Here is a 25,365-nt window from a genome sequence, read left to right as displayed (position 1 = left end):
CCTTCAAGTCTAAATAATAAATAAATTTACTAATATATATAAAACTTTAACGTGCTTAAGTTGGAGTTTTGCTTTATATTGCTATAATCCGCAACTTTAAAAATATTAAAAGGAACTCACTATGGCAAGAAGATGTGCTATTAGCGGCAAAGGCCCTATGAGTGGAAACAATGTTTCTCACGCAAAAAACAGAACAAAACGTCGTTTCTTACTAAACCTAAGAACAGTTCGTATCACTCTTGAAGATGGTACTACAAAGAAAATTAAAATTTCTGCTAGAGAATTAAGAACACTTAAGAAAAACTCTTAAGTCTTCTTATCTTTTTAAGTATAGGAAAATGATTTGAATCTTTTAGAAAGGATTCGCAAATTTCTACACTGGGAGAAATCTCCCACCCCCAATGTTAAACTACTACCTGAAATTTACCCACATTTAAAAGCATTCCGATTACCTTTAATTCTTACAGTTATGACTATGATGGTTGGAACAATCGGCTATGTTCTCATTGATAACTTTACCCTCATGGATGCGATATATCAAACGGGTATAACATTTACAACTGTTGGTTTTGGTGAAATCGCTGAAGTCTCAGATGCTGGAAGAATTTTTACAATTACCCTTATTATTGCAGGGTTTGCGACATTTTCAAGTGCTATAGGTATTTTAGTTGCGGAGTTAAATAAGGGAATAGTTGTTTCCATCTTAAAGGAGCGAAGAATGCTGTATCAAATAGCAAGACTCAAAAATCATTTCGTTGTTTGTTATCATAATGATTACACTATAGAAGTTACGAAACAGCTTCGTGAAAATCATATTCCTTTTGTTGTGATTGATCCAAGACCTGAGATTCATGAATGGGCTGTTAAATATAGATATTCAACATATCTTCAAGCTGAGCCATATACAGAATTAACGATGCTAAAATCACATCTTGCTTCGGCAAAAGGTGTAATTACTCTATCAAATTCTATTGCTGATAATATTGCTTTAATAGCATCTGTGAGACTTTTTGAAAAAGAACACGCGCTTCCTAATCCTTACTTTGTTATTGCGACTGCTGAAGCAATAGGTGATGTTGAAAAGCTTAAAAAACTTGGATCTGATTCTGTTATTTCTCCTACAAAATTAACTGCTCAAAGAGTTTCTGCAATGGCTGCACGTCCAGATATGGAAAACTTACTTGAAGAATTTTTATATAAAAGTGATAATCCTCTTGATATGGAAGAAGTATTTATTCCAAAATATTCTTGGGCAGTACTTAAAAAGCTTAAAGAAACACATCTAAGAGATATTACAAATACTTCCATTATTGGAATTACACGTAAAGATGGAAAATTTCTTTCTATGCCTAAGGGTGATATCCTCATTACAAGTGAGTGTAAAGTTCTTGTAATTGGAACACAAAGTAATATACAAATATCTAAAGAGATATTGACGCAGAGAAAAAGACCAAAGGAAACGAGATTTGTATAAGATTGAAGAAGTAAGTAACGGTGTTTGTGCAAGTCAAGGTTTTTATGCTGATGGCATAAGTGCAGGCTTAAAAGCAAATGCTGCAAAAGATATGGCTTTTATATATAGTGATGCAGAATGTAAGATAGCTTCTGTTTTTACGACAAATAAAATGACAGCAGCACCTATTAGACATTTTCGAGCAAAGGGAGAGTTTAAAACGAACTTTGTCCTTATTAACGCGAAAAATGCAAATGCTATGACCGGTAAGGCTGGTATAAAAGATATTGATGAAATTTTAAGTCATTGTAGTGAAGATGTTATAAATCCTCTTATGAGTTCTACCGGTGTTATTGGTGTAAGACTTCCTAAACAAAAAATTATTGATGGTATGAGACTTTTTGATTTAAGTGTTAAGAATCCAAATGCAGCAGCAAATGCAATTATGACAACTGACACTTTCTCAAAAGAAAAAGCATTTAAAATCACTTTTGAAGATGGAAGCTCTTTTATCATCGGTGCAATGGCTAAAGGAGCAGGGATGATTAATCCTGCTATGGCTACAATGCTTTGTTTTATTACTACTGATGCTTTAGTTTCAAAAGACGAGATGCAAGAAATTCTCGATGAAGTTACTCTTACAACTTTTAATGCGGCAAGTGTAGATGGAGATACTTCTACAAATGATACGGTAATGCTTTTAGCTAATGCTAAAAGTAAAACATATCAAAGAGAAGCATTTAAAGAGGCCCTTCATAAAATTATGCTTTTCTTAGCGCAAGAGATGGTAAGAGATGGCGAAGGTGCTACAAAATTAGTTACGTATAAAGTAACAGGTGCTAAAGATAACAAAGAGGCTGAGAAGGTTGCAAAAGCACTCTCGGATTCACTACTAGTAAAGACTGCTTTATATGGCGAAGACCCTAATTGGGGAAGAATTGCTTCAACAGTTGGTGCAGCTGGTGTAGAAGCGAATGAAGAGACTCTAAGTATTTCTTTTAATGATCTCTGTGTGTATGATAAAGGCCAACTTCTTTTTGATGGTACTATGGAAGAAAAAGCTTCACAAGTTATGAAGTTAGATAGATTTACAATCTCTTGTGATTTAGGAATTGCAAATGGGGTATTTACATCATACGGATGTGATTTAGGACATGAATACGTCAAAATTAATGCAGATTATCGGACGTAATCTTTTTTAGATTAGTCCATATAATTATTTTTAAATTCTACATATCTTGACGCTGAAGCATATAACTCTTTTACTTCATCATCAGTTAACTGACGAACAACCTTCGCGGGACTTCCCATAATGAGTGAGCGAGGTGGAAACACTTTGTTTTTTGTAACAAGTGCGCTTGCCCCTACAATACTTTCTTCACCTATAACAGCACCATCAAGTATAGTAGCACTCATACCGATGAGACACGCTTTTTCGATAGTACAACCATGAAGCATAACACGATGTCCTATAGTGACATCATCACCTATGATAGTTGGAGTTCCATCTCCAACTTTGTATCTGTCTTCACCTTTGTGATGTGTTATATGCACCATACTTAAATCTTGGATACTTACACGATCTCCAATCTTAATGTAATGAACATCGCCACGTACTACAGTACCAAACCAGATAGAACAATCTTCACCACAAGTAACATCGCCAATTACATCAGCAGAAGGGGCAATCCATGTTTTATTTCCAATTACTGGAAATGTATCTTTATATTTGTGTAACATTTTACTTATCCTTAACTTTCCATAAACAGACGTGCTGCAATTTGTTGAATTTCTTGAGGAGATTTTTTGTTGGTTGATTTAGAAATACGGTTCACATAATCTTCTAAGAATTTATGATTGTTTATACTTTTCCCAGTTTCTCTTTTGATTTTTATATAACTACCATCACTTTGAAGTTGATGTGCTAAAGCATTATCAGAACATTGAAGGAGTAAAATTTGAATAATTTTTTCTCGTGCATCTGTATCTTTAATTCCTGTTAAAAGCTCTACTCGTCGTACTAAGTTTCTAGGCATCCAGTCTGCAGATGAAATATAGACCTGTGTTTCATCATTTTTAAAGTAAAAAACTCTTGGATGTTCAAGGTATTTTCCGAGAATCGAAATAACTTTAATATTTTCACTTACACCTTCAATCCCTGGTTTAAGACAACATATCCCGCGAACAATAAGGTCTATTTTTACACCAGCTTGAGATGCTTTATAAAGACCTCTTATGAGATCTTCATCAACCAAAGAATTTACTTTTGCGATGATATGCCCATCTTTACCTTTTCGTAGTTCATTCTGAATGAGAGATAAAACTTTTGGTTTTATTTGTGCTGGAGCCATATAAAGTTCGTTAAGTTTTCCTTTGTTACTAAAACCTGAGAGAAAGTGAAAAAAACGTGTTAAATCATTTGTAATTTCATCTTTAGAAGTCATATAACTCATATCTGTATAGATTTTTGCAGTAGCTGGATTATAGTTTCCAGTTCCTAGGTGAGCGTATTGTTTGAGTTTTCCATTCTTTTTTCGAGTTATTAGTGCCGCTTTTGCATGTACTTTAAAGCCCTTAATCCCGTAAATAACATGTGCCCCAGCTTTTTCTAATGCTTTTGCCCAGATAAGATTATTTTCTTCATCAAACCTTGCTTTTAGCTCAACCATAACCGTAACCTGTTTACCAGATTCACTGGCACTCATAAGTGCTTGTACAATTGGAGAATTTGTTCCTGAACGATAAAGTGTCATTTTAATACTTACAACATCTGGGTCTAGAGATGCAATCTGAATTAACTTCACCACTGGTTCAAAACTTTCATATGGATGATAAAGTAGTACATCCTGCTTTTCTAAAGTACTAAAGATGGATTCGCCACAATCAAAGGGTGGCAAGACTTTTGGCTTAAATGGAGGCAGTAAAAGGTGTGCAAAGTTTTTATTTGAAACTATTTGCCATAAAGAAGAGAGGTTTAAAAAGGTATGAAATCTATAAATATCATCTTTATAAACATTTGTATGTTGATTGAAAAAATTGACAATTTCTTCATCTCCACGAATTCCAACTTCGAGTCTTACCATTGCACCTTTACGACGTAATTTTAGGCCTTCTTCGAGAATTTCCATAAAATCATCTGCCTCTTCTTCTTCGATCTCTAAGTCAGCGTTTCTTGTCACTCTAAATGCAGCGTGTTTTAAAAGTGAATACCCTGGAAATAAATCTTCAATGTGCTCTGCAACAAGAGATTCAATTGGGATATATGTACCTTTACCAAGTTCAACAAATCGCTCTAGAGGACGAGGAACACGAACAAGCCCAAATCTTTCAATAGAAGGGTTGTCATTATCACTAAGTTTTACTATAAGCCCAAAACTAAGATTATTAAGGTGTGGGAAAGGGTGGGTCGGATCAATAGCAATAGGAATAATAACAGGGTAGATATTTTCTTTGAAGTACCTGTTTAAAGTGTTCTTTTCACTTTGGTTTACTTGATCATATGTTTTTATAAATAGACCATGCTCTTCAAGGTTTTTAAGTATACCACTCATACAATGTTCAACTACTTGTTGTTCTTGGTGAAGATACTTTCTCACTTCTTGGAGTTGTTGTAAGGGCGTGAGTCTATCTGCACCTGAAACAATGATTCCAGCCGCGAAAAGTTTTTTAAGTCCAGCTACACGAATCATATAAAATTCGTCCAAGTTTGTTCCGTATATTGCTAAGAATTTAAGGCGTTCAAGAAGTGGTAAAGACTCATCATGAACTTGTTTTAAAACACGAGTGTTAAATTGCAACCATGAAAGTTCACGATTATTATAAAGACTTGGATTTTTTAAGTTTATAACCACATATTTTCCTATTAGAATATATTTTCTTTCATTATATCTAAAGAGTAACTACAAATGGATTACTTCACAATGCCAGTCCCTTTATAATTAGCTGAATGATAAATAATAACACCATTTTTTCGAGCATAATAACGCATCAAAAGGTTTTGTAAAGTTGGTTCAATAGAAGGTGAAAACCAAGCATTATTACTAGTAGCAATGACGAATTTTACATCCCCCTCATAGATTTCTTGGCAGGTTGCTTCATAGCAAATAGCATTTCTAAACACTTCGCCTTTAATGGTAAAGTCAGTTGGTCTATTTGCACTTGTGAAGTCAGATTGACCTGAGAAAAAAGTATCATTAATAATTTTTTGTGCAAACTTTGGAAGTGGGATATACTCACCAAAAGGTACAAGAATTAATTTTTTAGCGATAACGTATTTTCCATCTTGCATAATGTATGTTACATTATAACTATTTCCTTTTTCATGAATAAGCGAGCCCGCTACTATTGCAATATCGTGTGATAGTTCTAGAACTTTTTTTAAAATAATTTTATTACGGTTCATAAACAATGGAAATACAGATTCGGGGAGCACTACTATGTCATATTTTTTATCGATTGCAGAATGTATTTCTCTGGAGATTGTTTGCAATGTTGGTTTGAGTGTTTTACTAAGCCATTTATCTTCTTGTTTGATATCTGTTTGCACTAGTTTTATTTTAAGCTGACTCTCTTCTTGCTCAGGAGGATTATAGTTGTAGGCTAAAACAATGAGTACAAGGGGAAGGTAGGTAAAAGGCTTTTTAATATAATAAGGTAAGCTTAGGCCAGCTAAGACAAGTGCTAGTTGATACTTAGACACACCAATGTAGCTCTCAACAAAAAGAAGTTCAATTTGCATCCAGTTCCAATCAAAAGGTTCAACAAAACTCAGTCCAAAAAGTAAAAGGGCACGTATATAAATTTTGTTACTAAGTGCTAAAATTCCAAAAAATAGTAAATAAATGAATCCAAAACTAACAGTAATGACAGGTGTCATAAACCCAACACCTTGGTATTCAAAACTATAGCCAATCCAATAAAACCAAAGTAATCCTATAAAAAATCCAGAGATTAAGATAGTTCGTTTAGTTGCATATAAAAGTAAGGCTAGAGCAGATAAAGCGCTGAGCGTATTCAAGAGTTTAAAAGTATGTCCAAAGTGCTCTAAATAAATAAAAGAACTAAAAAGTAGGGAGATAAGGACTCCCCAAAAGAGGTTATGCAAAAGTAATGTAGATTTGTATGTGTTTATCGATTGTTTTATCATGGCATAATTATAGCAAAACAGAGAACTAGGGTATATATTATGAGATAGTTATTTTATAACCTAAGCCATAACAATTCTCGATAAAGAAATCTTGAGTATGACAAAGCTTTAATACTTTCTTTTTAAATCGAGAAATTATTTGAACAATATTATTAGCTTGGACATCGGATAAACCTTCTCTAGAAAATAATAACTCGTGTATAGTAGGGGCTTTTAAAAAATTATTTTTATTTTTTATGAGTAGTTGCACTATTTTAGACTCATTATTTGTTAACTTTATCTCCATATTATTATAGAGTAAGTGTTGGGTAAGTTCATTCCAAGAATATTCTATAGAAAGTTTTATATAATGCGTTTGTGCACATGAGTGTATAATTTTTTGTATGCTCTCATCTATTTCTTTGGAAGTTACAGGTTTTACCAAATATCCAAATAATCTAAGGTTGATAGCTTCGAGTAATTTATCTTTATCAGAATACGCACTGATAATAAACAAAACTATATCACTATTGGACTCTCTTATTTTTGTAGCTACCTTAAGCCCATTGATACCTGGAATTGAAATATCGAGTATTGCTACGTCAATATGGTTCTTATTATAGAGTTCTAATGCATCAATTCCATTATCGGTACTAATAACATTACTAAAGTAACATTGGAAAATTTGTATGAAATTTTCTCTGACTAAGACATCATCTTCTACATAAAGTAGTGTTAAATTACTTCTCATAATATAATTCTAAACATAGCACCATCTTTAATATTCTTTGCTTCAATTGATCCCTTTAAATGATTTTCTAAAATGACCTTTGTAAGGTATAAGCCTAAGCCACTTCCAGATTTGTCTTTTTTACTTGTGTAGTATTCATTAAAGATAAATGGCAATGTTTCTTCATCTATTCCCCCTGCATTATCTACAATATCTATATATGTTTTATTGTCTTTTGTAAAACCGATAATTTTAATCATATTTGAATCACGCACATTATCTTTAAATGCCTCTTTTGAGTTTTGGATAATGTTGAGTAAGATATGCAATATTTCATTGCTATGTATTTTTACTTTTTTATTGAAGTTTATGTCGACATTGATAGAGATATTTTTTACAACTGTATCATCTAGACTCAGTGTGACGGCCTTATTTATTATAGCTTCTAGAGAATGTTTTTTACCAGTTATATTAGGATTGAAGAAATCTTTAAAATCATCTATTGTATCGTTTAGGAAAAATATATTTGAATTAATTTGAGAGATTTTATCTTGCAAGTATATAGTGCTAATTTCAGTTTTTTGATTGATTTGAAATTCTAAAAGTGTTGTAATAGAGGCAACTCTACTAATTGGTTGTTTCCATTGATGGGTAATGGCATTTACCATTTCGCCAATCTGAGCTTTTTTATTTTTTGTAATAATAATATCTCTTTGTTTACGTATCTCTCGTTCTAAATTTTTTACATTGTAATGCATTAAGTAAGAAAAGAATAAACCTTCCATGATAAGACCAATTCCTCCAGAGTGAAACGTGAAGAAATTCAGTTCTATTACACCTGACATAGCTAGAATTGTTATAATCATTCCAGTAAAGTAAAAGCTATATGCTGTAATAAAGATCTTTGTTAATGGATGAGAAACTCTAAAAAGATAATAACTAAGGTATAGCATAACAAGAAGTGTATAGACAAATATTAATTTAAATACTTCAATAGCAAATGTTAAGTTTATAAAGAACGCTATGAGGATATTAATACTAACAAAGATGATAATACTTTGCAGTAAGTTGTGGATTCTTTTACTTAGTATTTTTGTATTTAAAGTTTGTATGAGAAAAAGAGCTAGAAATGCGTTCAAAACTATAGCAGTAAGGTTTAACCAATATGTATCCTCCCCATACAAATGAAAATGACGAAAAATAATTCCGTATTTATACGTAAGTCCTATAGCTGGTGTAATCATATAAAGTGCATAGAATAAAAATTCTTTTCTTTTATTAAAGAAGTAGAGTGTTGCATTATAAAAAGCAAGTGTAAGCATGATTGAAACTATCATTATTGAGTAAATAGAAGATTGAATAAGAGCATCAATAGATGACTTTTTATCGTATATATTTAAATCTAATAAATTACTAACCATAGGTAGATTTTTTAGAAATATTTCTTTTGTAGAATGAGGAAGAACTGTGGTTTCATAAATTAAAATGGAACCGGTAAGTTCATTTTCGGATGATGAATCTAAAATATTGTATTTATTTTGATCAAACAATGTACCGTCAAGTACTTCAAAAATACTAATCTCTTTAAAAAAATAAGCAAAATTATTATGCAAGTAGATTTTTTGTTTTATATCTGTAATGTTATTGAATTTTATTTTGTACCAACTGGTTCCTGTATGACCATTAAAAGCATGTTTGTTGTTGATAGTTTTAAATTGCATTTCTTTGACTTGTTGCAATGTTAGATTTGAGTTTTTATCTAGTAGATAAGATAAAGTGAAGTTTTCAAATTTCTTTTGAGCATAATTTAACTCAAGAATGGAAGCATTTAAAAAAGTAAAAAAAGATAAAAATACTAATAGCTTTAGCATAGTTTATCTCCCTACTTGATTGCGACCAGAATGTTTCGCGTTGTATAAAACCGTGTCTGCGTAACTAACCATTTGCTCAACATCTTGGGAAAGAATTATATCACTCACACCAGCAGATATAGTGAGCTTTTTAACTCTAGAAAATGTATAATTTTCTATAGCTAATCTGATTTTATGAGCAACTTCATAAGCCTTTTCTTTATCTGTTAAAGGACAAATTACCATGAACTCTTCGCCACCCCAACGACCAAGGGTATCTGTTAATCGGATACTATTTTTTATTTCTTTAGTTACCTCTTGTAAAATAATATCTCCAACTTGATGCCCGTAGGTGTCATTAACATCCTTGAAATGATCAATATCTATAATAATAACAGAAAAGTTTTCATTAAATTTTCTAAAGTTAGTGTAATTGGATGCTAAGTCTTCGTCAATTTTTAGCCTATTGTATAAGCCAGTAAGTTTATCTGTCATCGCAAGTTGCTCTAATATATATGTTTGTTTTTTTACTTCTTTTTCTAATTTATGATTAAATTCTTCAAGCACTTTTTTAAGTGTTATATCTTGTACTATTGCTTCAAAGGAAGTCAATGAATCATCCTCATTTACAATGGGTGTAATTATGAGGTTTATCCAGTATATAGTCTTGTCCTTTTTGACATTTTGCATTTCACCCTTCCAAGTATGTCCGCTTAAAATACTAAACCATAAGTCTTTGTATATCTCATTAGGTGTAGTAGCATCTCTAAATATACTATGTGTTTGATGTATAAGTTCTTCTTTAGAGTAGCCCGTGAGTGTACAAAATGCTTCAGATACATGTGTTATTTTACCATTTTTATCAGTTATAGAGGAGCAAATATTTTTATCAAAAATTCTATTTTGTAGCTGAATTTCTTTTTCTCTTTTTCGTAATAACTTTTTCGTTCTTATATTGAAGAATATACTTAAAGTAACTATAATAAGAATAAGTAAAAATAAGAATTTAAAATAAATATTGTCAAGAATTAGTAAAAGGATACTTGTTACATTCTTATCATCATTTATAATAAAGGTAAAATCATTTGGAGTTCCATATATAAATGTCTTAAAGTCTATTCTCTCAGTATTTTCCAATAGACCAAGCAGTCTGTATATAGTAGTGATTTCTTGAAGTTTTCTATGGTTGATATCTCCAAAGTTTACATTATCGTTAAAAGCGAGTTTTTTTAAGGCATTTGCTTCAAAAAGTAAAGCTGATTTTGTTCTATTTTGCGTATTGTAATGTTTCATGATTACGTCAATAGTTTCATCTATATGCTCATATGCATATTTCCAACCCTGTAGTGATGTCAATATAAAGTTATCAACATCTTGCTTGTTATCTTGAATCATTTCTTGGGAGGTAAAAAGGATGTCCCCATAAAAATCATAACCGTAATCTTTAGGATCTAAAACAAATGATTCAATCCCTTTTTTTTTGAGAGCATACGGTTCATTAGATATATATGCTTCCATAAAATCCACCTGAGAGCTAATGAGGTTGTGTAGAGTAAAGTCAGTGTCGATAAGTTGATAGCTATCTTTTTTAATTTGTTTTGTATAGAGCATAGCATTTATAGAAGCCGTATGAGATTGGTCTTTACTCATCATGACTTTTTTACCAACAATATCTTCTACGTTTTTATACTTTATGGATAATAAGACAAAAGGAGAAGACTGGTGAATGGCATTAAGAAAGAGGATATTTTGATATTTACTTATTTTATCTAGGATTAAAGAGGAATGACCAACGCCAAATTCATACTTTCCAAGTGCTACATCTTTTACATTATCACCTTGTAAAGTATACTCCTTGATATTTATATTAAGATTTACATCTTTATAAAAACCTTTTTCTTTTGCCATATAATAGCCTGCAAACTGGAATTGATGTTTCCAAGGAAGGACTAATTTGTAGTCTTTAATTTGAGCACCAAGAGATAGATTAATAATTAGTAATAATACAAGCCACTTCATGTGAATAGTATAACACAAGATTATTGAGCAAATATGACATATTTAATAAGCTATATCTTACTGAGTGTCTTTCAGTCATTTATTAGTGTTTTTTTTGTATAATCGCGACAATTTTAACCAAACAAAGGAAGTCCAAACATGGAAATCATTACTCAACTATTACCATTCGTATTTTTAATTGCAATTATGTATTTTGTAATTATACGCCCACAACAAAAAGAGGCTAAGGCTAGACAAGCAATGATAGAAGCACTTACTAAAGGCGATAAAGTTATTACTAATGGTGGATTCATAGTAACGATAAGTAAAGTTGAAGAAAAGTTTTTAAGTGTAAAAGTAAACACTGATACAATTGCTCAAATCACTAGAGACTCTATTGCGAAAAAGTACGAGGATGAAGCTTAATTATCGCATAGTTGTCTTCGCTTTAGCGATAAGCTTTGGTTTATTTTTTTCAGCACCATCTCTTTTGCAGATGGAAGATGGAAAAAAAGTAACGCTTGGACTTGATCTTCAAGGTGGACTCCATATGCTTCTTGGTGTAAAAACAGAAGAAGCTACAAAGAGTCGTATAAAATCTACGGCGGCAAGCATTCAGCATTATGCTGATCGTAAAGATATTTTACTTGACGAACTTCAGTTTGATGAAACAAGTGTGTCGTTTGCTCTTTTAGATGAAGATGATGTTGTTCAAGTTAAAGAGTTTTTAGCAGAAATCGAGGGAGCAGATGTATCTGTAAATGGTGAAGCATTTTCTTTAAGTCTCACACCCGAAGAAATTATTAAAACTGAAAAAGAAGCTATTAGCCAAGCGATAGAAACGATTAGAAATAGACTTGATCAATTTGGTTTAGCAGAACCTATCGTTGCTCGTCAAGGTGAAGAAAAAATTCTTGTTCAGTTAGCTGGGATTAAAACACAAGAAGAAGAACAACGTGCTCGTGAGCTTATTTCTCGTTCTGCAAAACTGGAACTTATGGCTGTTGATGAAGACAGAGCCGCTCGTGTATATACTATGAGTAATGGTGATGCTAGAGAATACGGCGATATAATTTTAGAAGATGCTAAAAATCCTCAGATTAAGCACCTTGTCCGTGAAATTCCTATTTTAGATGGTGGAATGCTAATAGATGCGAATATGGGGTTTGATCAAAATAATCGTCCACAGATTAACTTTAAGTTAAATGCTGAAGGTGCTGAAATATTTGGTGATTTTACCGGTAAAAGTGTTGGAAAAAGATTAGCTGTTGTTCTTGATGGAAAAGTATATTCTGATCCAGTTATTAATGAGCGTATCGGTGGTGGTTCTGGACAGATTTCTGGAAACTATACTGTTATGGAAGCAAAAGACTTAGCTATTGCTTTACGTTCGGGTGCTTTACTCGCTCCAATTTACTTAATGGAAAAACGTTCAGTTGGACCAAGTTTGGGTGCTGATTCTATAAAGGCAAGTATGATCGCTTTGATAGGTGGATTTATTTTAGTAATCATCTTTATGGTGTTTTATTATCGTATGGCAGGTGTAATCGCAAATATTGCATTGATTGCAAACTTATTTATTATTTTAGCTGTAATGAGTCTCTTTGGAGCTACATTGACATTACCAGGTATGGCAGGTATTGTCCTGACCGTTGGTATGGCAGTTGATGCGAATGTTATTATCTCGGAGAGAATTCGTGAATTAGTGTATGAAGGTAAGTCAATGCACAAAGCAATTGAAGATGGATATTCAAACGCTATGCGCGCGATTTTAGATGCAAATATTACAACGCTTATTGCGGCTGTAGTTCTTTATGCATATGGAACTGGTGCGATTAAAGGTTTTGCAATTACTATAAGTATAGGTATTTTAGCTTCAATGCTTACTGCAATCCTTGGTACACACGGAATTTACGAAATGTTAGAGAACAAAATACAAAAATCTAAAAACAACCGTTTTTGGTTTGGAATTAAAGGTTAATTATGGAATTTTTCAAATATACAAGAACCTTTAATTTTATGGGCAAGTCGAAATTTGCCTTAGTATTTTCAATATTTTTAGTTTTATCCTCACTTGTGCTTCTTGCAACTAAAGGTCTAAATTATGGTGTAGATTTTGCAGGTGGAACTATTGTTCAGGTAAAGTATGATACTACAGCACCAATTAACAATATGCGAGAAAAGCTTAAGACGAATGAGATTTTTGCAAATGCATCTATAACTGAATTTGGTTCACCTGATGAGGTAGTTATTCGTATGAAGACTACAACAGGTGATGTAAGTGTAGATATCGGAGATATTACAAGAGAAGCATTACAAGGAACTGGTAACTTTGAAGTGCGTCGTGTTGACATAGTTGGTCCAACTGTTGGTGCGGAGCTTAAAGAAAAAGGGATTATGTCAATGCTCTTAGCAATGATGGGAATTCTTATTTATGTAGCATTTAGATTTGAATGGCGTTTTGCTGTTGCTTCTATCATTGCACTTGTACATGATGTTTCTATTGCTCTTGGTGCTATCACTCTTGTGGGTTTAGATGTAAACCTTGATGTTTTAGCAGCACTTTTAACAATCCTTGGTTATTCACTCAATGATACTATCATCGTATTTGATAGGATCCGTGAGGGTGTGACAACTTCTAAAAAGACTGATTTGACAGCTATTGTCAATGAATCTATTACGAGAACATTAGCAAGAACAACTTTAACGTCACTTACGACTTTCTTTGTTGTATTTACACTGTTTATGTTTGGTGGTGAAATTATTCATCCATTTGCATTTACACTTTTAGTTGGTATTGTAGTTGGAACATATTCATCAATATTTGTTGCTTCACCGACTCTTATTTGGTTCGGTTTTGATGTGAGAAATTATCATGTTAAACTTGCAGCCAAAGCAAAAAGAGAAACAGATAAACAACGTATGCGTGATCAGTACGAATCTGGAGTTATGTAAATAATAACGCTTTATTGAAATAACTCTACCCTCTTTTAAAGAGGGCTATAAGCCAAATAAATACCCTCTTCAGTCACTCCTTAAGATACTTTTTGTATAATCTACCTAATTAATTTAATCACAAAGGTATTGGTATGGATTGGGGTAAAGTAATATATGTATTTTTCTCTTTAATGAGTTTGACTTCCATAGTTGGCTTTTTATATGAGCATAGCGCTGTAGCACTTTTTGTTGCAGCTAGTTTAAATCTTGTTTCTACATTTTTGAAAATTGGTGTGAGAAACCTTCTTTCAGCAGAATTACTAGCTTCCTCATTAGTAGCTGATTTACACCTTATTCCTGCCTTTATATATCTGGAAATAGTTGGAAATTTAGAGTGGGCAATAGCGCTTACTCTTGGTGCATTAATTGCAAACCTTTTCTCAATGGGACTAGTTTACATTGAGAGTTCAAAATCAAGAGATGAGTATTAAAATTGGAATATAATTCAAAAGAAATAGAAAAAAAGTGGCAAAATTATTGGGTAGAGAATGATAGTTTTGAGCCTAGTGAAGATTTTACAAAAGAGAAAAAATATATATTGAGTATGTTCCCCTTCCCAAGTGGAAGACTACATATGGGTCATGTAAGAAATTATTCTATTTCTGATGCTCTTGCACGTTACTATCGTCAGCAAAATTTCAACGTACTCCACCCAATCGGTTTTGACAGTTTTGGAATGCCAGCTGAAAATGCAGCTATAAAAAATGGTTCACATCCTAAGGGTTGGACGTATGACAACATAGACTATATGAAAAAAGAATTTGCATCTTTAGGTTTTTCATTCTCTAAAAAAAGAGAAATGGCTACTTCTGATGAATTGTATACAAAGTTTGAACAGTCTTTTATTATTGACATGTATGAAAAAGGTCTTCTTTATCGTGAAAAGGGACTCTTAAATTGGTGTCCGCATGACCAAACAGTTCTTGCAAATGAGCAAGTGATTGATGGTTGTTGTTGGAGATGTGATACTGAGGTTGTCAAAAAAGATATGAATCAGTATTACTTCAAAATCACGCAATATGCTGATGAACTTATAGATGATTTAAAAAAGCTTGAAAATGGTTGGCCAAAACAAGTTCTAACTATGCAAGATAATTGGATTGGAAAGTCAAATGGTTTAGCGTTTGACTTATTTTTTGATGAAGAGTCTAAAAGTAAATTAGACTCAAAGTTTGATAGTTTTGATGTATTTACAACTCGTCCAGATACTATTTATGGTGTGAGTTATACAGCACTTGCTCCAGAACATGCAATTGTGACTTATATGATTGAGAATAATCTTTTAAGTGATGCTGTTATATCTGAAATAAAAACAATGAAAAGTGCATCGTCTATTGACAGACAAAAAGAAAAGTCTGGTATTGCACTTGGTTTAAATGTACTTCACCCACTTACAGGTAAATCAGTTCCAGTTTGGATAGCTAACTTTGTACTTATGGACTATGGTTCTGGTGCTGTTATGGCTGTTCCTGCTCATGATGACAGAGATTATGATTTTGCAAAGAAATATGACTTAGAAATCAACGCAGTTATAAAGCCGTTTGATGGTGAATTAGAAGATGGCAAAGCTTATACTGAAGTCGGTGCATTATTTAATTCTGGCGAATTTGATGGAATGAACTCTAAAAAATCTCAGTACAACATCATTAAGTATTTTGAAGAAAATAACATTGGTAAAAAGACTACGAACTATAAACTCAAAGACTGGGGTGTAAGTCGTCAAAGATACTGGGGCGCACCAATTCCTTTTGTTCATTGTGACTCATGTGGTTTAGTGATGGAGAAAAAAGAAAATCTTCCTATAGCATTACCTGAGGATGTTGAAATAACTGGTGAAGGAAACCCACTAGATAACCACCCAACTTGGAAGCATTGTGCTTGTCCAGAGTGTGGAAAAGATGCAGTACGTGAAACAGATACTATGGATACTTTTGTAGAATCTTCTTGGTACTTTTTACGTTTTTGTGCATCACCTGAGAACTGGGAAAAAGAAGCTTTCTCAGCAGAACAAATAAAATACTGGATGGGAGTTGATCATTACATTGGTGGGATTGAACATGCTGTTCTTCACCTACTTTATGCACGTTTTTTTACCAAAGTATTTCGTGATTTGGGATACTTAGATTTTGATGAACCATTTGATAACCTTCTTACACAAGGTATGGTTCTTAAAGATGGTTCTAAAATGTCAAAATCTAAAGGTAATACAGTTGATCCTGATGAGCTAATAGAAAAGTACGGTGCAGATACTGCAAGATTATTTATACTTTTTGCAGCACCACCAACACAAGAGCTAGAATGGAACGATAGTGGAGTGGAAGGTTCGTACAAATTCATTAAGAGATTTTATGAGAGAAGTTCAAATATTGTAGCTTGTGAAAGTATTCCAATTATCGAACATGCATCACTTTCTAAAGATGAAAAATTTGCTCGTAAAAAAGTGTATGAAGCATTAGTTCGTGCAAATGAGGTGTATAATGAAAGACATACATTTAACACTATGATAGCTGGTGTGATGGAAGCTATGAATGCTTTAAATACTCAAGAGAATTCAGATGTATGGTCTGAAGGATATTGGATTTTAGCTTCGATTATGGAACCTGTTATTCCTCATATTGCTTATGAGATTAGTGATAAGTATTTTGGATTAAACAACTTGAATCCACAAGTAGTTTTAGATGAAGTGTTTGTTGAAGATAGTATTACTCTTGGAGTATCTATTAACGGAAAGAGAAGAGCGGAGATAGAAGTAGCTACTGATGCGAGTAAAGAAGATATTATAAGTCTTGCAAAAGAGGCGGCCTCTAAATGGTTAGAAGATAAGACTATTGTTAAAGAGATAGTGGTTCCTAAAAAACTAGTAAATATAGTGGTCAAAGGCTAAAGATGAAGTTTATTTATTTTTTACTCGTAGCATTACTTCTGAGTGGATGTGGCTATAAACCTAGTGCTAAATTTTCTCGTGGAGTTGTTGGGGAAAAAATAAGTACAAGTGTTACAATATCTCTTATTGACCCAGAAAATACAGTAATTATTAAAGATGCGGTTGATGCTGCTATTATTAAGGTTTTTCATGCTTCTTTAGTACCTGAAAATATTTCTCAGACACATTTATTATTAGGATTGTCAGACCCATCTTATTTACCAATTCAATATGACTCAGATGGTTTTATTGTGGCATATAGAACTACGGTTAGTTTAAAGATTCTACGTACAACAAAAAATATAAGTAAAAACTATAATGTCAAAGGAACATACGATTTCAGTATCACACCAAATGCAGTAATTACCGATAAAGAAAGATTCGATGCAATTAAATTTTCCTCAGTAAAGGCAATAAAATCATTTGTAGCAAAAGTTTCAGCAGAAGGTGCAAGAGCAAAAAAAAATAAAGATAAGCCAAAAGAGAGTTTAAAGTAAGGAATCAATATGACAATGCAAAGTATTATTAAAAAAGCTATTAAGCGTCTAGAATTAGAAGGTAAACTTTTAACACCTGATTTTTATGCAGAAGCATTCTGTAAAGAAGCACAAAAAGCTGGAATGACAACGGATGACTGTAACCATGTAGATAGACTTCAAAAGAGCATGAATAAAGAATTTCAAGAAGAACTTAAACACTACAGAATAAAAACTATGCATGAATTAGCAAGATTTATGATTGCTAAGCTCAATAGAACAAGTCCTAGTCATTGTGCTCAAATGCTGGATGCTCAAACACTTTTGGGTAAAAGGATACTACAAGTTGTTTCAGTACTCCATAATAAAGAAGCAAGTGACTTAGCACAAAAAAGTATTGATTTGTTAAACTCTTCACCAAATCCATCGCAGCTAGAGCAATACAGACAGTCATGGGTTAATTTTTTAACAACGTATGATGATACTTTTTTACAAACCTTATCTTCTTATGGTGTTATGGATACAAAAAACTTAAAAGACAGCATACAAAACCTGAACCTTGGTGGTTCTGATACTACAAGTTCTTCTGTAAACCTTTCTAAAATTTCGTCTTTGCTTATTTCTTCTTTAGTTCCTTCCATTGCCTCGAGTGTAAATGATAAAATAGCAAGTGTAAGTAATAAAATACGAACAAATCCAGAGCTTTTAGATAGCGTTAGCATTGCGCAAGAAATAAAAGCTGCAATATCCTTGAGAATAGCATTAGATAAAGATAGTGTTAAAGAGATGGTTGAGTCTATAGATGGCGTATTAGATAAACTTTCTTTACGTCTTATAGATATGATAGAAAAGTCAGATAGCTCAACTATAGAAATTCAAAAAATAAAAGAAGAATTAGAACAATACAATACGCAAGAAACAACTAACTTCAAAGTTGCGCATAAAAAGCTTTTCACAATAGCTTTAGCTTTGGAACAAAATACGAAATTACTGAGTAAAGACTTAAAAGACCATAGCGGTGAAGTGAATCAGTTAGCTAAAAAAATTGCAACACTTGAAGCAGAACTAGAAGCTTCAAGACAAGAATCAAAAGAAGATTTTTTAACAAAATTATACAATAGAAGAGCACTTGATGAACTTTTAGAAATAAAAGAAGCAGAATTTAAAAGACATGGACATAACTTTTCTATTATTATGTTTGATCTTGATAAATTTAAAAGTGTCAACGATAACTATGGGCATGATGCTGGAGATGCTATACTCACTGCTTTTGCAAAAATTCTCAAAAATGAGGCTAGAACAGAAGATATTGTAGGCCGCTTTGGTGGTGAAGAATTTATGGCTATCCTTAGTGCAACAGATACAAAAGGTGGTGTCGTCTTCGCTGAAAAAGTGCGTAAACATGTACAAAAAGCAAGATTTATGTATAAAGGCCAAAGAATTGAAGTTACAGTTAGTTCTGGTGTGGCTGAGAGAAAAAAGCATGTAAGCTATGATGCAGCAATTAAATCTGCTGATGAATATTTATATACTGCAAAAACAAATGGTCGCAATCAGGTTGCATATAAAAAATAATGTCATTAGAATTCTTTTTATCTGATAAACCTCTCTATTATACTGAAATAGATTATACGCGTATGCCAAGAGTGTATGAAAAAATAAAATCTCATTTTACGCAGACAAATACTATTCATATAGTGGGAACAAATGGCAAAGGTACCACGGGTAGATTTTTAGCTACTGCACTACACAATATGGGCTATAAAACAGCACATTATACTTCCCCTCATATTTTAGAATTTAATGAAAGAATTTGGATGGATGGTAAAAATGTTAGCGATGTATCACTTCAAGCAACACATGAAAAACTACAAACACTCCTAACACGTGAAGATTCAGATTCTCTTTCATTTTTTGAGTACACAACATTACTGGCAAGACTTGTCTTTAATGATTGTGATTATATAGTCCTTGAAGCGGGACTCGGTGGGATACATGATGCTACAGCAGTATTCCCAAAAAGACTTACCCTTGTAACTCCCATTGCTTATGATCATGAAAGTTTTTTAGGGAGTGATATAAGTAGCATAGCAAGAGAAAAGCTAGGTGCCGTACAAAATATTGCAATCATGGCAAAACAAAAGTACATTGATATAGATAATATTGCACAGAGTATGATAGAAGAAAAAAATATTGCAATTTATGCTCTTGATACATTTATAAAAAAACAAGATCTTTCCAATATAAAAATGATATCCAAAGAGTTAGAATTAGTAAAATATTTAGAAGATAATTTAAAGCTGGCTATGGCATGCTTGAATTTTTTAAAGCTTCCCTATAAAAGCGAATATTTTAAAAACTCCAAACTTTTTGGAAGATTGACTTACTTTAGAGATAATATAATTGTGGATGTTGGGCATAATCCATTGGCAGCTAAGTCAATCTTGAATGCTTTAAATGGAAAAAAATACACACTAGTGTATAACACCTATAAAGATAAGGATTATAAAAAAATACTTCAAATTTTAAAACCAATCATTAAGAATGTAGAAATTATCAACATAAAGGGTGAAAGAATCGAAGCAATAGAGCTTCTTCAAACAACTTTAACAGATTTAGAGATAAAATACAAAACTTTTAAAGTAATTGATACTGATAAAAAGTATTTAGTTTTCGGCTCTTTTTCAGTAGTTGAAGAATTTTTACAGAGAATGAGGGAGTCAAGTGAATAACCATTTTACAGTTACCATTCATGATGATAATGGTGTAAAGCAATATAACCTTCACCATTTTGTAAAACAAGCTTTTTTGTATGCTACATTATTTTTAGGAACATTAGGACTTATATCTATAGGTACAATCGTTTATTTGGATTATCAAGTAGATGCTATAGAAGTGAAAAGACTCAAAGAACAAAATGATTTTACTAAACTTCAAGAAAAAAATAAAGACTTAAATAGCCATATACAAGGTACACAAGAGAAGTTAGCAGACAAGAAAAAAGAGTTAGATAAAATGTCACATTCTTTGAGTGAGATTGAGAGTTTAATAGGGATCTCTCCTATTGAAGATATGCCATTACAAGAGAGAGTGGACTTAGCAAAACTAAATTCTGAAGATATGGTAACTATGTTACAGTTTATCCCAAGCGGTTCACCTATTAAATACATGGGTATAACAAGTAAGTTTGGATATCGACACCATCCAAAATTAAAAAGAAGAGAATTCCATCGTGGCTCAGATATGAAAGCCAAGATGAAAACACCAGTATATGCTACGGCTGATGCGATGGTAGAGTATGCTGGGTACCATAAAAAAAGTGGTTATGGAAGACTTGTGATTTTAAAGCATAACTATGGATTTAAGACTTTGTACGGGCATTTAAAGAAAGTTGTGATAAAATCAGGTACATTTGTAAAAAAAGGTGACTTGATTGCATATACGGGTAATTCCGGTATGAGTAGTGGCCCACATTTACACTATGAAGTACAGTTCATGTCACGACCTGTTAATCCATTTCGGTTTGTAAAATGGAATGCACAAAATTATAATGAAATATTTGAAAAGGAAAAGAAAATACCATGGCAATCTTTAATAACGGCGACAGCACACATCAAAGTACTAAAACCGACTCGAGCACAACCATCATCACTACCGGTTCCTCCATCAAAGGGGAAATGACCCTAACATGTAACTTATATGTAGACGGAGATTTTGAAGGTTCTATTAACTCTAAAAATGAAGTTAATGTGGGTAAACATGGACATATCAAAGGTGATCTCATAACAAAGAGATTAGTGGTTCAAGGCTATGTTGAAGGAACTATTAATGCTGAGATAGTTGAGATAAAATCAGCTGGACGGGTAAGTGGTACTATTGAGTCTGCGGAACTTGTTATTGAATCAAAAGGTGTATTTGAAGGAAATAGTATTGTTAAAGATATTGAGTCTGCACCTACAAAGAAAAAAATCGATTTAGCTAAGTCATAAGTACTTGGATTTTTAGGAAATAGATGTCACAAAGTTCTCTATACGAATATTATAAAACCTCTAAGAAAAAAGACTTAGAATTACTCATATGCGAAGATTCAAAAGAAGCTGAAGAATTACAAAGTGTGGCTACGTTTTTTAAACAAGAGAGCGTAGTTTTTCCAGACTTTCGTCCAAGCTTTGGAGATGATCTTCGTGTTTACAAAGAAGAACTCCACCAACTTTTTTCACAATTAAGAGTGTACTATAAAGCTAAAACAAAACCTTTAATTATTTCACCTCTTAAAACATTACTCTTTCATCTCCCCTCAGAAGAACTACTTCAATCAATCACTATTGAATTTGGTGAAGATATTAAACTAAAATCTTTTAAAGAGAAGATGCTTTTTTGGGGATACACATTTGTAGATATGGTACAGGTTGAGGGTGAAATCTCTTTTCGTGGGGATATTATAGATATATATGTCCCTTCTGCTTCACATCCAATACGTATTTCTTTGTTCGATGAAACGATTGAGCAGATGAAGTTTTTTGAGCTAGAATCTCAAAGAACTATTGGTGAAGAGTTGAGTAATTTTGAAATTACAAGTGCTTTTTATTCACTTAATGAAGAAAATTTCAATGCTTTACATAAAAAAGTAGAGTCCTCAGAATTTGATTCAATGAGTAAAGATATAGCATCACTTGGTTTTTGGCATCTAGAAGATTTATCTTCAAGTTTTTTAGAGAATAAAAACACCAAACTCTCTCGTAATTTAGACTCAGTTTTAATAGATGCTTATGGTATCAATGATCCTCAAGTCCCACGTGAATTTTTTAACTTAGATGAACTCCCAGATTCAGATGATTACAAAGAATTAATTGTTGCTGACATTACTTCACTTTTAAAAGTACATAAAAATAAAAAAATAACAATTATTGCTTCAAATAAAGCTGTAATGAAACAGATGGGAATATTTGATTTAGGAAATATTACGCAAGTGTATGCTCCTTATATTTTAAATATAATTTCTAAAGATGAACTTGTAATTTCGCTAAATAAACCAGAAAAGAAAAGACGACGTAGAAAGTCTGCAATTCTTTTAGATGACTTGAAAAAAGGTGATTATGTAGTCCATGAAGATTATGGTGTAGGTATTTTTGAAAATATTGAACAGATGGAAATTCTTGGAGGGGTTAAAGACTTTATAGTTATTAAATATATTGGCGATGATAAGATACTCCTTCCTGTAGAAAACCTTGACTTTATCGACCGTTACATTGCTTCTGGAGGCTCAACACCAGTTTTAGATAGACTAGGAAAGGGTAGCTTTGGAAAGTTAAAAGAGAAGGTTAAAAAACGACTCTTTGAAATTGCTGGAGCTATTTTAAATACAGCTGCCGCTCGTGCTCTTATAAAATCTCCAAAAATCAGTGTAAATAAAAAAGAATTAAAAGAGTTTCAAGCCTTAAGTGGGTTTGAATATACAGAGGATCAATCGCAGTCAATAAACGAGATTCTTACGCAAGTATCATCTGGTCATATTATGGATAGACTTTTAAGTGGGGATGTTGGTTTTGGTAAAACAGAAGTAGCTATGAACGCTATTTTTGCGACATATAAATCTGGTTACCAAACAGCTTTAATAGTTCCTACTACATTACTGTCCTCTCAGCATCATCGTTCTTTAGCTGAGCGCTTTGATGCACTAGGAATTAGGATTGCAAAACTAGATAGATTTGTATCTACTAAAGATAAAAAGAATATCATAAAAGGCCTTGCATCTGGAGAAATTGATGCTGTAGTTGGGACACATTCTTTGTTTGCACTAGAGTTTAAAAAACTAGGGCTTGTCATCATAGATGAAGAACATAAGTTTGGGGTAAAGCAAAAAGAAAAAATTAAAGAGTTGTACCATAATGTGCATATGCTAAGTATGAGTGCAACGCCAATTCCTCGCTCACTCAATCAGGCACTTAGTTCTATAAAAACTATGTCACAACTTTTAACTCCTCCAAGTGAAAGACAGGGTGTGCGAACATTTGTTAAGGAATATGAAGAGAAGCTTGTAAAAGAGGTAATACTAAGAGAACTTCGTCGTGGTGGACAGGTTTTTTATGTGCATAACTCTATTGATCATATGCCTATAAAGTTAGGTGAATTAAAAGCACTTTTACCTGAGCTGAGAGTTGTAATGTTACACTCAAAAATTCCAGCAGTTCAAACTGAAAAAGAGTTATTAAAGTTTGAAGCAGGGGAGTATGATTTAATGATAGCAACTTCCATTATAGAATCAGGTATCCATATGCCAAATGTAAATACGATTTTAATAGATGGTGCTGATAGATTTGGAATGGCAGATTTACACCAACTCCGTGGTCGTGTTGGACGTGGGCATGTAGAAGGATTTGCTTACTTCATAGTGAAGAATAAAGAAGTGCTTACGGATGATGCTAAAAAAAGACTTCTTGCATTAGAGTCAAACTCATTTTTAGGTTCTGGCTCAGTATTAGCACATCATGATTTAGAAATACGTGGTGGTGGTAACTTAGTTGGGGATGCACAAAGTGGCCACATAAAAAATATTGGATATTCACTTTATCTTCGAATGTTGGAAGATGCTATAAAAGAATTAAGTAATACGCAAGAAAATAAAAAAATAAAAGTAGATATCAAACTAACAATCTCGGCATATATTTCAGATGAAGTTGTTACTGAAGATAGATTGCGTTTAGATATTTATAGACGTTTGGCACAATGTGAAGAAGCAGTTGAAATTTATGAAGTTGAAGAAGAACTCATAGATAGATTTGGTGAATTAAATATGCCAACAAAACAGTTTATTGAGTTAATGGTTATCAAACTTCTTGCATTACAAAAAGATATCAAGTCTATCATGAACTATGGACAAAATATAACTTTTACCTACTTTAATAACTCAAAAGAGAGTATCAAAGCAGATTCTAAAGATGATGATGACATCATAAAAGTAACACTGTTCTATCTAAGAAATAACAAAAGAAAGGTACTTTAATGAGAATCGCATTTATTGGTGATATTGTAGGTCGTCCTGGTCGTGATATATTGAAGAGTTATTTAGCAAAAATTAAAGAAGAACATCAAATAGATTTTGTTATAGCAAACTATGAAAATGCTTCCCATGGTTTTGGTTTGACACTAAAAAATGCGAATGAACTTGTCTCTTATGGAATTGATGTAATGAGTGGTGGAAATCATACGTGGGATAAAAAAGATATTATTCCTTTGTTTGAAACACATGAACTGCTTCGTCCTCATAATTACCCTGATGGTGTTCCTGGTACTGGTTGTAAAACGTATGAAGTTGCAGGCGAAAAACTAGCTGTCCTAAATCTAATGGGGCATTTTTCCATGCCAATGTGTGATAATGCATTTAGATGTGCGCAAAGTACCGTGGAAGCTTTACAAGAAGATGGAGTAGAAAATATTTTTATAGATTTTCATGCTGAAGCCACAAGTGAGAAACGTGGAATGATGATGTTACTTCAAGGTAAAGTGAGTGGAATTATTGGAACACACACACATGTAAGCACAGATGATTTTCAGGTTACACAAGGCACCGCATACTTAAGTGATATTGGTCTTACAGGTTGTCGAGATAATGTTATTGGGATGGATGAGAAAGTTCCCTTAAAGCAGTTTTTAACTGGGATGCGGGGACATTTTGATATTCCTAAGAAATGTAAAAAAATTCTTCAGATAGCTGTAATGGATATAAATGCAGGGAAGTGTACTAAGGCATTTAAATTAAAACAGTTTGACGATGGAAAATGTTTAAAAACTGATGCTTGGGTGGAAGAGTAGT

General features: G+C 32.7%; 21 protein-coding genes. 15 read left to right on the top strand and 6 right to left on the bottom strand.

The features are described from left to right. The first annotated feature begins 121 nt into the window (after positions 1–121). The 3 genes from rpmB to argJ are packed head-to-tail and all read left to right on the top strand — an operon-like array spanning position 122 to position 2,645. Positions 122–310: a 50S ribosomal protein L28 gene (rpmB, locus tag ACI9TV_RS03150; protein WP_013326380.1), complete on the top strand. Its 189-nt coding sequence runs from the start codon at positions 122–124 to the stop codon at positions 308–310. A 33-nt stretch (positions 311–343) separates the two neighbouring features. Then, positions 344–1,474, top strand: a complete 1,131-nt coding sequence (locus tag ACI9TV_RS03145) for a potassium channel family protein (protein ID WP_415249304.1) — start codon at positions 344–346, stop codon at positions 1,472–1,474. Continuing rightward, positions 1,467–2,645, top strand: coding sequence for a bifunctional glutamate N-acetyltransferase/amino-acid acetyltransferase ArgJ (argJ, locus tag ACI9TV_RS03140; protein ID WP_415249303.1), 1,179 nt, complete (start codon positions 1,467–1,469; stop codon positions 2,643–2,645). Before ACI9TV_RS03145 ends, argJ begins: the two co-directional genes overlap by 8 nt. An 11-nt stretch (positions 2,646–2,656) precedes the next feature. Here the strand turns inward: argJ and ACI9TV_RS03135 are convergent, their stop codons facing one another. Genes ACI9TV_RS03135 through ACI9TV_RS03110 form a run of 6 tightly spaced genes read right to left on the bottom strand, consistent with a single transcriptional unit; the run spans position 2,657 to position 11,177 of the window. After that, positions 2,657–3,193: a gamma carbonic anhydrase family protein gene (locus ACI9TV_RS03135; protein WP_415249302.1), complete on the bottom strand. Its 537-nt coding sequence runs from the start codon at positions 3,191–3,193 to the stop codon at positions 2,657–2,659. A gap of 11 nt (positions 3,194–3,204) precedes the next feature. Further along, complete coding sequence (locus ACI9TV_RS03130) at positions 3,205–5,304, bottom strand: RNA degradosome polyphosphate kinase (RefSeq protein WP_415249301.1); 2,100 nt, start codon at positions 5,302–5,304, stop codon at positions 3,205–3,207. A gap of 59 nt (positions 5,305–5,363) precedes the next feature. Beyond that, positions 5,364–6,599 carry an apolipoprotein N-acyltransferase gene (locus ACI9TV_RS03125; RefSeq protein WP_415249300.1) on the bottom strand — a complete coding sequence of 412 codons (1,236 nt, stop codon included), beginning with the start codon at positions 6,597–6,599 and terminating at the stop codon, positions 5,364–5,366. A 37-nt stretch (positions 6,600–6,636) separates the two neighbouring features. Further along, on the bottom strand, positions 6,637–7,329 hold the full coding sequence (locus ACI9TV_RS03120) for a response regulator transcription factor (protein ID WP_415249299.1): 693 nt from the start codon (positions 7,327–7,329) through the stop codon (positions 6,637–6,639). Then, the gene (locus ACI9TV_RS03115) at positions 7,326–9,179 is read right to left on the bottom strand and encodes a 7TM diverse intracellular signaling domain-containing protein (protein ID WP_415249298.1); all 1,854 of its coding nucleotides are present in this window, start codon (positions 9,177–9,179) and stop codon (positions 7,326–7,328) included. Before ACI9TV_RS03115 ends, ACI9TV_RS03120 begins: the two co-directional genes overlap by 4 nt. A 3-nt stretch (positions 9,180–9,182) precedes the next feature. Then, positions 9,183–11,177, bottom strand: a complete 1,995-nt coding sequence (locus ACI9TV_RS03110; RefSeq protein WP_415249297.1) for a diguanylate cyclase — start codon at positions 11,175–11,177, stop codon at positions 9,183–9,185. 138 nt (positions 11,178–11,315) lie between these two features. Here ACI9TV_RS03110 and yajC point away from each other — a divergent pair, with 138 nt between their 5' ends. The 12 genes from yajC to ACI9TV_RS03050 all read left to right on the top strand — a co-directional run bounded on the left by yajC (position 11,316) and on the right by ACI9TV_RS03050 (position 25,364). Next, the gene (yajC, locus tag ACI9TV_RS03105; protein ID WP_415249296.1) at positions 11,316–11,582 is read left to right on the top strand and encodes a preprotein translocase subunit YajC; all 267 of its coding nucleotides are present in this window, start codon (positions 11,316–11,318) and stop codon (positions 11,580–11,582) included. Next, complete coding sequence (secD, locus tag ACI9TV_RS03100; protein ID WP_415249295.1) at positions 11,572–13,137, top strand: protein translocase subunit SecD; 1,566 nt, start codon at positions 11,572–11,574, stop codon at positions 13,135–13,137. The genes yajC and secD overlap by 11 nt, the downstream gene beginning before the upstream one ends. Before the next feature lie 2 nt (positions 13,138–13,139). Continuing rightward, positions 13,140–14,111 (top strand): protein translocase subunit SecF, encoded by a 972-nt coding sequence (gene secF, locus ACI9TV_RS03095; RefSeq protein ID WP_415249294.1) that lies wholly within the window; start codon positions 13,140–13,142, stop codon positions 14,109–14,111. Positions 14,112–14,245: 134 nt separating this feature from the next. Continuing rightward, complete coding sequence (locus tag ACI9TV_RS03090) at positions 14,246–14,584, top strand: DUF6394 family protein (RefSeq protein WP_415249293.1); 339 nt, start codon at positions 14,246–14,248, stop codon at positions 14,582–14,584. A 2-nt stretch (positions 14,585–14,586) separates the two neighbouring features. Further along, on the top strand, positions 14,587–17,037 hold the full coding sequence (leuS, locus tag ACI9TV_RS03085) for a leucine--tRNA ligase (protein ID WP_415249292.1): 2,451 nt from the start codon (positions 14,587–14,589) through the stop codon (positions 17,035–17,037). Between the two features lie 2 nt (positions 17,038–17,039). After that, the gene (locus tag ACI9TV_RS03080) at positions 17,040–17,573 is read left to right on the top strand and encodes a hypothetical protein (RefSeq protein ID WP_415249291.1); all 534 of its coding nucleotides are present in this window, start codon (positions 17,040–17,042) and stop codon (positions 17,571–17,573) included. Positions 17,574–17,582: 9 nt separating this feature from the next. Next, complete coding sequence (locus tag ACI9TV_RS03075) at positions 17,583–19,127, top strand: GGDEF domain-containing protein (protein WP_415249290.1); 1,545 nt, start codon at positions 17,583–17,585, stop codon at positions 19,125–19,127. Then, entirely contained in the window at positions 19,127–20,284 is a 1,158-nt protein-coding gene (locus ACI9TV_RS03070; RefSeq protein WP_415249289.1) for a bifunctional folylpolyglutamate synthase/dihydrofolate synthase, read from the top strand. Before ACI9TV_RS03075 ends, ACI9TV_RS03070 begins: the two co-directional genes overlap by 1 nt. After that, the gene (locus ACI9TV_RS03065) at positions 20,277–21,233 is read left to right on the top strand and encodes a M23 family metallopeptidase (RefSeq protein WP_415249288.1); all 957 of its coding nucleotides are present in this window, start codon (positions 20,277–20,279) and stop codon (positions 21,231–21,233) included. The genes ACI9TV_RS03070 and ACI9TV_RS03065 overlap by 8 nt, the downstream gene beginning before the upstream one ends. Beyond that, positions 21,230–21,541, top strand: coding sequence for a bactofilin family protein (locus ACI9TV_RS03060; protein ID WP_415249287.1), 312 nt, complete (start codon positions 21,230–21,232; stop codon positions 21,539–21,541). The genes ACI9TV_RS03065 and ACI9TV_RS03060 overlap by 4 nt, the downstream gene beginning before the upstream one ends. 23 nt (positions 21,542–21,564) lie before the next feature. Further along, complete coding sequence (locus tag ACI9TV_RS03055) at positions 21,565–24,555, top strand: DEAD/DEAH box helicase (RefSeq protein ID WP_415249286.1); 2,991 nt, start codon at positions 21,565–21,567, stop codon at positions 24,553–24,555. Next, positions 24,555–25,364, top strand: coding sequence for a TIGR00282 family metallophosphoesterase (locus tag ACI9TV_RS03050; RefSeq protein ID WP_415249285.1), 810 nt, complete (start codon positions 24,555–24,557; stop codon positions 25,362–25,364). Before ACI9TV_RS03055 ends, ACI9TV_RS03050 begins: the two co-directional genes overlap by 1 nt. Position 25,365 lies beyond the last annotated feature (1 nt).

It is taken from the genome of Sulfurimonas sp. (assembly GCF_047622445.1).
Taxonomy (GTDB): domain Bacteria; phylum Campylobacterota; class Campylobacteria; order Campylobacterales; family Sulfurimonadaceae; genus Sulfurimonas.
This window is presented reverse-complemented; position numbering and strand designations above follow the sequence as displayed.